General features: G+C 66.7%; 7 protein-coding genes, 1 tRNA gene and 1 pseudogene. 7 read left to right on the top strand and 2 right to left on the bottom strand.

The features are described from left to right. The 6 genes and pseudogenes from ACY45C_RS17435 to ACY45C_RS17410 all read left to right on the top strand — a co-directional run. Window positions 1-1111: pseudogene (locus tag ACY45C_RS17435) on the top strand (hypothetical protein); the annotation flags it as partial. Window positions 1112-1113: 2 nt separating this feature from the next. Further along, entirely contained in the window at window positions 1114-4464 is a 3351-nt protein-coding gene (locus ACY45C_RS17430; protein WP_462188620.1) for a Swt1 family HEPN domain-containing protein, read from the top strand. Between the two features lie 413 nt (window positions 4465-4877). Next, entirely contained in the window at window positions 4878-5552 is a 675-nt protein-coding gene (locus ACY45C_RS17425) for a DUF433 domain-containing protein (RefSeq protein ID WP_462188619.1), read from the top strand. Further along, window positions 5549-5992 carry a PIN-like domain-containing protein gene (locus ACY45C_RS17420; protein WP_462188618.1) on the top strand — a complete coding sequence of 148 codons (444 nt, stop codon included), beginning with the start codon at window positions 5549-5551 and terminating at the stop codon, window positions 5990-5992. Before ACY45C_RS17425 ends, ACY45C_RS17420 begins: the two co-directional genes overlap by 4 nt. A 115-nt stretch (window positions 5993-6107) precedes the next feature. Then, the gene (locus ACY45C_RS17415; RefSeq protein ID WP_462188617.1) at window positions 6108-6344 is read left to right on the top strand and encodes a hypothetical protein; all 237 of its coding nucleotides are present in this window, start codon (window positions 6108-6110) and stop codon (window positions 6342-6344) included. A gap of 192 nt (window positions 6345-6536) precedes the next feature. Next, the gene (locus tag ACY45C_RS17410) at window positions 6537-6773 is read left to right on the top strand and encodes a hypothetical protein (protein ID WP_462188616.1); all 237 of its coding nucleotides are present in this window, start codon (window positions 6537-6539) and stop codon (window positions 6771-6773) included. Window positions 6774-6867: 94 nt separating this feature from the next. Here the strand turns inward: ACY45C_RS17410 and ACY45C_RS17405 are convergent, their stop codons facing one another. Continuing rightward, complete coding sequence (locus ACY45C_RS17405; RefSeq protein ID WP_462188615.1) at window positions 6868-7023, bottom strand: hypothetical protein; 156 nt, start codon at window positions 7021-7023, stop codon at window positions 6868-6870. Window positions 7024-7054: 31 nt separating this feature from the next. Between ACY45C_RS17405 and ACY45C_RS17400 the strand changes: the two genes are divergently transcribed. Beyond that, entirely contained in the window at window positions 7055-7519 is a 465-nt protein-coding gene (locus ACY45C_RS17400; protein WP_462188614.1) for a hypothetical protein, read from the top strand. Between the two features lie 191 nt (window positions 7520-7710). On the opposite strand, the gene ACY45C_RS17395 is transcribed toward ACY45C_RS17400, so the two are convergent. Beyond that, window positions 7711-7785 (bottom strand) — tRNA-Arg (locus ACY45C_RS17395). Window positions 7786-8555: the final 770 nt, after the last annotated feature.

Raw genomic sequence — 8555 nt, 5'->3', positions numbered from 1 at the left:
AAGACCCCCTAAGGCGGAGGAACTCGTTGCAAATCAGTTCCTCCGCGGTGGCGCCGACGAGGCCAAGGAGTTTTTCGAGGACGGATTTCGTAAGGTCTTTTCTCGGGCGCGTGGTTTTGCGTCGAAGCGGTACCCGATCACGGTTTATTACGCATTCAAACAGTCTGAGGTGGACGACTTCGGGGAGGCGTCGAGCGGCTGGGAAACTCTACTCGAAGGCATGATCCGTGGCGGCTGGGAGATTACATCAACCTGGCCGATGCGAACCGAGGGTGCGGGACGTCTCCGAGCAACTAGCTCCAATGCGCTGGCCTCCTCGATCGTACTATCGCTGCGCCCTCGTCCCGAGGGAGCGCCGACGACGGACCGGCGTGGGTTCATCGCGGCGTTGGGGGCGGAGCTACCGGACGCGCTTCGAAAGCTGCAGCAGGGGCAGATCGCGCCGGTGGACCTGCCGCAGGCGGCGATCGGGCCGGGGATGGCGGTGTTCAGCCGGTACAGCGCGGTCCTTGAGCCCGACGGCAAGAAAATGACCGTGCGCTCGGCCTTGGCGCGGATCAATGAGATCCTCGATGTGGTGCTGGCCGAGCAGGAGGGCGACTTCGACTCGACCTCCCGGTTCGCGATCGCGTGGTATCGCCAGCATGGCTACGGGGTTGGCAAGTTCGGCGACGCTGACAACCTCGCCCGGGCCCGCAACACCAGCGTCGACGTCATGGACCGGGAGGAGATTCTGACGAGCCGGGCTGGCAACGTGCAGCTCATCAAGCCCGCCGACCTGTCGTGGGACTACGACGTGCTGAAGGACAGCCACACCAGCAACTGGGAGGCCCTCCACCATCTGATCAAGGTGCTGGAACGGGACGGTATCATCCCGGCGGGCGACTTCCTCCAGGCGGCGTTGAGCCGCCCAGACGGCGCCGTCGATGCTGACCTCATCAAGGAGCTCACACACCTTCTCTTCCGCATCGCGGAGGGCAATGGCTGGACGAAGGACGCTCTGAGCTTCAATAGCCTCGTGACGAGCTGGCCGGAGATTCTGGAGGTCGCGCGCACCCAGAAGAAGCCCACCAAGACGCAGTTCGCGATCGACTTCGACGAGGACGAGTAGACATGGCGCTGAGCAACCGCGACCGCATCGACCGGATGTTCCAGGTCCTCGCCCCGGCGCTGGACGACTTCATCTCGTCGGTGATCGGACAGGCCGACCCGGCGCTGGGGGCTGAGTGGACGAAGCTGGTCCAGGCGAAGGACCTTAAGAACGGCGCCCCCGCGAGCAAGAGCTACGACCCGCTCGACCCGCAGGTCCAGTTCCGCCTGCTCACCGAGGGCAACATCACCGGCGGCTACAAGCAGGGCTGGTACCCGTTCAATCAGGCCGTCGGGCGCGTCGGCGAGACCTACGCCAGCGAGCTGCGCGAGGTGCGCAACGCGTGGGCGCACAACGGCTCGTTCAGCGACGACGACGCCTACCGCGCACTCGACACGGGCGAACGCCTGCTCAAGCTCATCGGCGCGAACGCCGAGACCGACGAGGTCCGCGGCATCCGGCTCAACCTGCGTCGCGTGGCCGCCGACAAGGACGACAAGAAGGTCCTCGAGGCCGCGGTCGACAACCCCGAGGCCACCGGCCTCAAACCGTGGCGCGAAGTGCTCCAGCCCCACGATGACGTCGCGACCGGCAACTTCCACGCTTCCGAGTTCGCGGCCGACCTCTACAAGGTTGCCGTCGGCGGCGAGGTCGACTCCGACTATGCCGACCCGGTCGAGTTCTTCAAGCGCACCTATCTTACCGAAGGTCTCTGCGACCTGATTGGCCGCGCCGTGCGGCGTCTTTCGGGTGACGACAATGCCTCTCCGGTTATCAACCTTCAGACCAACTTCGGCGGCGGCAAGACGCACTCGATGCTGTCGCTGTGGCACGTGGCCGCCGGACTTCCCGTGGGCGAGTTCCCGCAGGAGACCCAGGAACTGCTCACCGCCAACGGCTACCCCGGCACCGAGGTGAACCGGGTCACGATCGTGGGCAACCACCTCAGCCCGTCCGGTGTCACCAAGGACGACGGCACCCACGTCAACACGATCTGGGGTGAGTTGGCCTGGCAGCTCGGCGGTGCCGAGGCGTACGCCATCGTCGCCACCGCGGACAGCAACCGCACCCATCCCGGCGACGCGCTCCACACGCTGCTGGCGAAGTACGCGCCCGCCGTCATCCTGATCGACGAGTGGGTCGCCTACGCCCGCTCACTCGTGGGCCGCGACGACCTTGCGGGCGGCACGTTCGACGATCAGTTCACCTTCGCCCAGTCGCTGACCGAGGCCGCGAAGGGCACCTCGGGCGTCCTGCTCGCGATCTCGATTCCTGCCTCTGAGAGCGGGGTCGACTCGGAGATCGTGGCCGGGAACGCCGAGGAGGTCGGCGGCGCCAACGGCCTGGAAGCTTTGAAGCGGCTCCAGAACGTCGTGCGCCGGGTGGCTGATCAGTGGCGCCCGGCGTCGTCGGACGAGGCCTACCACATCGTCAGGCAGCGGCTGTTCAAGCAACCTGACGCCGCCGCGCTCGCCTCGATCGGAGCGACCGCCAAGGCGTACGTGGAGCTGTACCGCAAGTACACCGATGACTTCCCGCGTGAGGCACGCGAGACGTTGTACGAGTACTGCATCAGGTGGACCTACCCGATCCGCCCGGAGCTGTTCGACACCCTCTACGAGGAGTGGTCCTCGCTGGAGCGATTCCAGCGCACCCGCGGTGTGCTGCGGCTGATGAGCACGGTGATCCACGCGCTCTGGACGGGCGAGGACGCGTCACCGCTGATCATGCCGGGTTCGATCCCGCTCGCCACCGCGAACGTGAACGCCGAGCTGACGCAGTACCTCCAGGACTCCTGGAAGGCGATCATCGACGCCGATGTCGACGGCCCGAACTCCGAGCCGGCGCGCATCGACAAGGAGAAGCCGCTGTTCGGCCAGCGAGCGCTGACCAAGCGGCTCGCCCGCACGGTGTTCTTCGGCGCGGCCCCGACCATCGCACCCGGCTCGGTCCACAAGGGCATCGGTACCCAGCGGGTCTTCCTCGGCACCGCGATTCCCGGCGACGTCCCGGGTAACTTCCACTCCGCGCTGACCCAGCTTGGTGACCGGGCGACCTACTTCTACTCCGGGTCCGGCAAGCACTGGTACGATCTCCAGCCCAACATCACCCGCACCGCCAAGGACCAGGCCGAGCGGCTCCACAAAGAGGACGTGTGGAAGGAGATCGTCACGCGGCTGCTCGGCCAGGGCCGCCTGAAGGGCGACTTCGCCGGCGTCCACGTCTGCCCGGAGAACGACGCCGACATCCCGGACACCGGTGAGGCGCGCCTCGTCATCCTGCACCCGAAGTTCGCCCACAAGCGGGGCACCGAGTCGGTCGCCAAGGGCTTCGCGCAGAAGGCGACCGAGCAGCGCGGCAGCTCCAACCGGACCAACCGCAACATGCTCGTCTACCTCGCCCCCGACGAGGTCCGGCTGGGGGAGCTCGACGCCGCCACCCGCGACTACCTCGGCTGGAAGCACGTTCTCGACAACGAGGCCGACCTCGACCTGACCCAGAACCAGAAGAAGCAGGCCGCCCAGCGCCAGGCCCAGGCCGACCAGACCGTCACGGCCAGGCTCCTGCAGACCTTCACCTGGGCGCTCGTCCCGGCCCAGCCGGACCCGAGCGCGCCGTTCGTCATCCGGGAGGCTAAGGCCGACGGGCAGTCCACCTCGCTCGCCGAGCGGGTGTCCCGCCGCCTCGGCAACGACGGCGACCTCTCGACGAGGCAGGCCGCGGCGACGATCCGCCTGGCGATCAGCAAGGTCCCGCAGATCTGGAAGGACGGCCAGGTCTCGCTCGGCGCTCTGTGGGCGCTCTACAGCCAGTACCCCTACATGCCTCGCCTGCGCGACAGGACGGTTCTCAACGAGGGCATCATCGACCTGCCGATGATCTGGCAGACCGATGCCTTCGCGCTCGCCGCCGGCTATGACGACTCCGCCGGCCGCTACCTCGGACTTTGGACGCCCGAGGACAAGGGCGCCGCACCGGCGGCCACCGACTCGCTGCTCCTGGTGCGTCCCGACATCGCCGCCCAGCAGCGCGACGCCGAAGTCCCGGCGACGCCGGGCCTGACGGAGAGCCCGAGCGAGGACGACGCGAAGAAGCCCTTCAAACCGGACCCCGACCACCCGGGCGTCTACCATCGCAAGGTCAAGACGCGGTTCTACGGCGTGAAGACTCTGAATTCCGACAAGATCGCCCTCGACTTCAAGAACGTCGCCGACGAGATCATCGCCAACCTCCGCCAGGACGGCACCGAGCTCGTCGTGAAGATCGAGATCGAAGCCACGAAGAGCACCGGCTTCGAGGAAGGCCAAGTCCGCACCGTCTCCGAGAACGCCGGGACCTTAAAGTTCGACCAGTCGGGCTTCGAGGAGAGCTGAACGGCCGGTGTCGATCAGGTCGAGCACCCTGCGGCGGAACTCGGGTGTGGGCGATCGCCAGTTGCTCCAGGGTTGAGCCACGCATCGGGGCCGGTCCGCCGGACCCACGAATGCAGCGTGGGTCCTTCGACATACTCGGTCACCAGATACGGCTGCGGGCCCCGGTCGTCGAAGTCGAGGCATGGCTCGACACCAACCGCCCGGGGTGGCGTGGCGAGGACTGACGCGTCGAGGTCCCGGCCGCGGGGTACGACGGGGGCCTGAGAGTGCCGCAAGGCGACATGTATGGCCAGTCGACCTGGCAGAAACACCGAGCTGGCCTGGTGGAGCCGATACGCTACCCCAACCAGAACACAAACTGTCATGCTTCGTATTCGATTGTGGGGCGGAAAGCGTCATTGTGGGGGAAAACTGTGATATCAGTATTGGACCGGGAGATGTACTCGCTGGCGGTGGCGGCGGCGCTACTGCGGGTCCCGCAGAGCACTCTCGTCTACTGGCTTGAGGGCGGCGAGCGGCGCGGTCGCCTGTACCGGCCGGTGATCCGTCAGGAACCCCGCGGCCGCGGGGCCGCCGTGACCTGGGGTGAGTTCGTCGAAGCCGCGCTGCTGCGTGAGTACCGCCAGCGCAGGGTGCCGATGGCCGAGCTACGTGCGTTCATCGACAAGCTCCGCGACGACTTCGGCGTCCCCTACCCGCTCGCGGACCGCAGACCGTTGGTCTCCGGGAAGACCCTCGTGCTCCAGGCGCAGGACGAAGCTGGCCTCGCTCCCGAATTCTGCCTCGTCTCGGACGTCCGTGGCCAGATGCTGCTGCTGCCCCCCGCCGACGCGTTCATCCAGCGGATCGACTGGGGTGACGACGACCTCGCCGCGGCCTGGCGCCCACACGACGACACCGACTCCCCGGTGCGTTGCATCCCGAACCTGCGTGGCGGAAGCCCGTCCATCGGCGGGATCAGCACGGTCGTGCTGTGGGAGCACGTCGAGGCAGACGAAGACGTCGAGGAGATCGCCAACGCCTTCGACCTCACGGCGCAAGACGTCTGCTGGGCGCTTGCCTACGAGTACTCCGCCCGGGCGGCGTGACGCGGCTCAGGCCTGCGATCGTCCGGTTCTACATCGATGCCGACCTGCTCGGCCTCGGCAAGCTCCTGGGTAGATTACGGCCGGACGTAACCTACCCCGGCGATCCAGGTATCACACGATTCAAACGCGAACGTCCAGCCTGTCCCATCACTGATGTAGCGACCCTTGACGACGTCTGGATTCCCACCGCCGCCAAACACGGCTGGCTCGCCATCACCCGAGACAGTGCGATCCAGGGCCGACGATCGGAGATCAACGCCGTCCGGGAGAACGGCGCCCGTCTTGTATCGCTCGCCGGCAAGGAGGCGAAAGGCACCTGGGACCAACTGGAGATCGTCATGTGCCAGTGGCGGGCGATCGAAGCCCTCCTGGGCAAGCCCGGCCCCTTCATCTACACCGCGACCCGCACCTCCCTGACTCCGGTCGAGATATCGCCATGATCGGGAGCGGCTCGCTGTAGGGGTGCGGGAACCACCGGCAGTCGCGAGTACGTCACACCCGTCCCAGTGGCGGCAGTTGTCGGCCCGGCCCTCTACAGGGGTCGTTCGGCGCTCCGTGCGCGATCACGCGTCAGATCCGGTCGCCCAGGCCGAGGCGTTCGTGCTCGTTCTGGGCGCGGCGGGCTCAGCCGGCGGCACCATATCGCTTGATCATCTGGGTGGTCGTCCAGCCCACATGGTCAGCGAGCGTCTGTTCGCCGTCGGCGGCGTCGAGCCAAGCGTCGGCGGCAGTGCCGCGAGCCAGTTGACGAACGCGACGCCCGCCTTGCGGTACGCGGTCCGGGTCTCGTGACTGCGTCCCGCGGTCGCGAGGCTTTGGTCCCATCCGTCGAGCAGGAGCCGTCAGACGGGATCTGCCCCTTCGATGATCTTAACCATAGCTAAGGAATGGCGCGCGGCGCGCGCAGCTGACCCGGAGAGATTCGACCGTAGGCTCCTTCCGCTTCGGATTGAAGATTGCGAGAGGCCCGGCCTGCTACGTACGGTGGTCAGTATCGATCTATTCGGTCTGCCGGCAGATGCCACCCGAACTCTCCTCCTTGAACGCATCGACCACGCCTTGTCGAACCGGGCGAAACCTTCCGCCATGATGGCCTCGCGCGACGCCGACATCGAATATCAGATCCTCGACGACGACGTGTTTGACCTGGTAAACAATGACATTGGCTTCGAAAAGCTGCGGGCATGGGCTTGGATGACGGAGAGGTTTCCGCCCGAATAGGCCTGTGAGGGCCCAGGCTGGCCGCATCCAACGCGCTGAACGCTGCGATCGTTGCCTGCAACCGCGGGTATCTCCAGGCAGTATCAGCGGGTCGTCATGGCCTTGAGTTGCGCTGGCCGCCGAAGCGATCGACTGGCTCCGCCGCGGTCTGGCCGAGCACGAGGGTGGGCTGCCGACTGATCGCTTTCGTGACCTGCTGGTCGACCTGGAGATCGGCGCTGGTGACCGGGCGGCCGCTGTAGTCCTGCACAGGGACGACTTCGCATGTCGGCCCACGGTGTGTGCTTACCGGGCTGCTCGACACCGGCCGGCGATACGTGGCGGACACCGGACTCGCCGAGTGGGCGACGTCCGTTCAGCGCGCGCGGGTCTACCGGCGACCGGCCTTCGCTGGCGGCTTGGTGGCTGTCCTGCTCGCCGAGGGCGATGCCGACCAGGCGTGGAGAGTCGGTCTCCACAACTTTGACGTGCTCTTCGAACGAAGGCTCGTCCAGATCGTGGAGCCGCGGTGGACTAACCACCCGGCCGATGTGCTGGCGCCCTACCGCACGCTGATCGAGGCCCGCGTCCTCACCACGGCGGACAAGTGCAGCTACCGAGCAGCGGCCCGCCTGTTCCGTGACCTCCGTGCTGCCTGCCTCGCCATCGGCGACGCCGCCGGGTTCAGCGCCTACATCGGTCAGCTACGTACCGAATACAGGCGCCTGCCCACCTGCATCGCCCAGCTCGACGCGGCTGTCCTGTAACCACGCCGTTCGGTCCGGACGGGCATGGACGTCTGATCGGCGGGGGTTTGGGCGCCGAACCCAGCAAGACTCGAACCCAATGTCGCAGGTCGACGCGCTGCAGTCTCTGGCCGTGTTCGGGTGTCCACCCCTACCCGGCCACTTAAAGTGCAGATCACGACATATGTCGATCTTTGCTGGCAAGGTTTGAGTGCGCCCGGCAGGGATCGAACCTGCGACCTGGTGCTTAGAAGGCACGGCTCGATGCTCCCGGTGGCAGGCCACGCACCGGCCGCGACATCCACCGGCGTCCGTGGTCGTCCGCCGGCTTGGCTGCCGGACGCGCCCTCGCGTCGGCCCTCAGTAGAACGCCTCGAAACCCAGAAGCTGCTCGTCGCCACGGTGCCACACCGCAGCCGCATAGGTGAGATCGTGGTCGTCGCCCCTCGCGCCGCACTGACCCGGAACCCCGAAATGGCGCCGCATCTACTCTCAACGATGCGCCGCGTCGTTGAGAGTAAGCCACTGCAAGGGGCGACCGAAGCCATAGAGCAGGACAACGCGTGCATCGGCAAGGCGCCGCTCCACCTCGTCGACATCGGCCCATTGGCCGGCGACACGGCGCCACTCCCCCCCCCGTGTCATCCCACAGGCGGTCACCAAGCACCCGGTTCCGCGGCTGTCGGTTCCCCATCACCCCACAGTCGCACAACCTCCGCGAGCCGCCAGGGGAAGGCCCCACCGCCCGAGCGTCCTCACCATCCGCGGGAATCTTGAATCTACTCGGAACGCTCTCGACGGGTACCACAGACAGCCTCGCCGCTGGGAGCCGCGAGAAGGCTGCCCACAGTTCGGATGTCCACCCCTACCCGGCCACTTAAAGTGCAGGTCACGACATATGTCGATCTTTGCTGGCAAGGTTTGAGCGCACCCAATCAGCACTAATGCGAACCTGAACCTGCAGGTCAACGGCCCGACCGTGTCCGTCGAGCCCGCCCACGCGAAGACCCGCCGGGCCGGCTACGCCGGCGACCGGAACGCTGGGCGCTCCTGAGCC

Source organism: Frankia sp. CcWB2, from assembly GCF_977927585.1.
The sequence above is the reverse complement of the archived record's forward strand: the minus strand, read 5'-3'. Positions and strand labels throughout refer to the sequence as shown.

Bases quoted from the DNA above. Each gene is read 5' to 3' on its own strand.
- ACY45C_RS17430 (WP_462188620.1), top strand. From the start codon at position 1,114: ATGGCGCTGAGCAACCGCGACCGCATCGACCGGATGTTCCAGGTCCTC.